The following is a 1,928-nucleotide window of genomic DNA, read 5'->3' on the forward strand; positions in this document are numbered from 1 at the left end:
AAAGATTTTGACAAAAAAATCACCTTCCTGTAAGAATCTCCTTTACCCAGAAATAATGAAATAATTTGAACTACAAAAAACTATTATGAAAAATCTATTAGCCATTCTTTTATTTTCTTGCACGCTTAGTGCTTTTGCTCAAACTAACTCTTCAGAGAGTAATGAAACTGAAGTAGCTCAGAAGTGGAGGATTAGTATACCTTATTTTGTTCCTGAAGGACTTATCGTGAGTTCCTGGAACGATCATACAAGTACACAACACTTAGAGCTTCATATAAAACGCAACCTGGATAATAAGAACATTATAGGGGTGAAGTTTGCCCACTTTCGATTGTTTCAACCAATGGGAATCACATGGTGGGATGGTCTTTTGGATAAAATAGAATCAGAAAGTGAATACTATCCAGGACATGTGCGAACAAAAGGAATAGGCATAACGTACCAACGTATGCTATGGAAAGGGTTATTTGCAACTGCTGAAGTTCTACCGCAATTTCAAACCTATTTGGATCTAGACGGTAATAAAATAGGAAATGGTTTTAAACTTTATACTTCGTATCATCTTGGCTACCATATCGCATTTGGTAAGAAAAAGCATTTTTTCATAGAACCACAGATTAATTGTATGCTCTGGACGTCTGATAACAATGCTCCTGATGGGTTTAAGGAGTTGGATGATAAATGGAGAAATTACTTTCTTTTGGAGCCACAGATTTACTTAGGGTGGAATTTTTAAAGATAAGCTTCCTATGAGCAGTGATTGGAAACGCGAAAAAAATAATTCTACTTAGAAAGACTCATATCCTGATATTATGTTCAAATCAAAAAAAGGAAAGAACGAAATACTCAGTCTTTACTATAAAAAACTGGAAAGCCTCAAAATCGACTATGAATATTTAACAGTACTAACCGATTTTGGAAAGACCAATATCATAACTACCGGGAATCCATCAAACCCCCCAATAATTTTAGTGCATGGATCGAATGGCTGTGCTCCTATTGCTCTCGAGACCTATGCTAATCTGCATAAGAAATTCAGAGTTTTTGCTGTGGATGTATTGGCTCAACCCAATAAAAGCGCAGAGGCGCGGCTAAGTATGAAAGATGACTCTTATGGAAAATGGATGAATGAAGTGATAACTGAACTAAAGATTGACTCAGTAACTATGGCAGGGTTCTCTTTTGGCGGATTGATCATCTTGAAAACGCTAGAACATGATGAAGCAAAAATTAAGGAGGTGTACTTATCTGCCCCTGCTTATATCGTAAATGGAAATCCATTTACGGCCTTGTTTAAGGTTTTCATCCCAATGAAAAGGTACATGAAGACTAAAAAAGTAAAGTATGTTGAGAGGTTTTTATCCCATCTATTTACCCATCGGGATGAGTTTGCCATCAAATTTCTCTCTAAAGTCTTTTTAGAATTTGACATGGACTTTACACCGATCCCCGTCATAGATGCTAACAAAGCTGAGAAAATTGTGACTCCAATTCATCTTTTTGCAGCTCAAGACGACATCCTGTTCCCTGGAAAAAAAATGATAAAACGGGCAGTTAAGATATTCCCTTCACTGAAAACAAGTACGCTTTTGGAACGCTCAAAACATGTGCAAAACAAAGAACAAAATGAGCAGATTGAACGGGAGATCATGAGATACGGAGAAGTGGATACAACAAGAGAAACCTAAAGAGACCAACCGGCAATTTTAGCATGGTTTAATCAACAGGATAGCTGAATCAGGTTCAACTGATTCAATTTATAAAACACAGTATTTAACCTTAATAACTTTAGATGAAATTATGAAAAACCTAATAATTAAATTCTCGGTATTGGTGCCTGTAATATTTTTAAGTGCTTGTAAAACTGAAAATTCTAATACGAAAGAAAATGATTCTTTAACAATAGAAAACCCATATCTTGGTCAAAA

The 1,928-nt window shown here is 35.6% G+C and carries 2 protein-coding genes; both read left to right on the forward strand.

Annotated features, from left to right (window positions below; all coding sequences use genetic code 11):
- Positions 1-85 precede the first annotated feature (85 nt).
- Positions 86-736, forward strand: coding sequence for a hypothetical protein (locus E1140_RS00520; protein ID WP_155178000.1), 651 nt, complete (start codon positions 86-88; stop codon positions 734-736).
- Positions 737-812: 76 nt separating this feature from the next.
- On the forward strand, positions 813-1,688 hold the full coding sequence (locus E1140_RS00525; protein ID WP_155178001.1) for an alpha/beta hydrolase: 876 nt from the start codon (positions 813-815) through the stop codon (positions 1,686-1,688).
- The last annotated feature ends 240 nt before the right edge of the window (positions 1,689-1,928 follow it).

Source organism: Fulvivirga lutimaris, from assembly GCF_009711525.1.
In the GTDB taxonomy this organism is placed as follows: Bacteria; Bacteroidota; Bacteroidia; order Cytophagales; family Cyclobacteriaceae; genus Fulvivirga; species Fulvivirga lutimaris.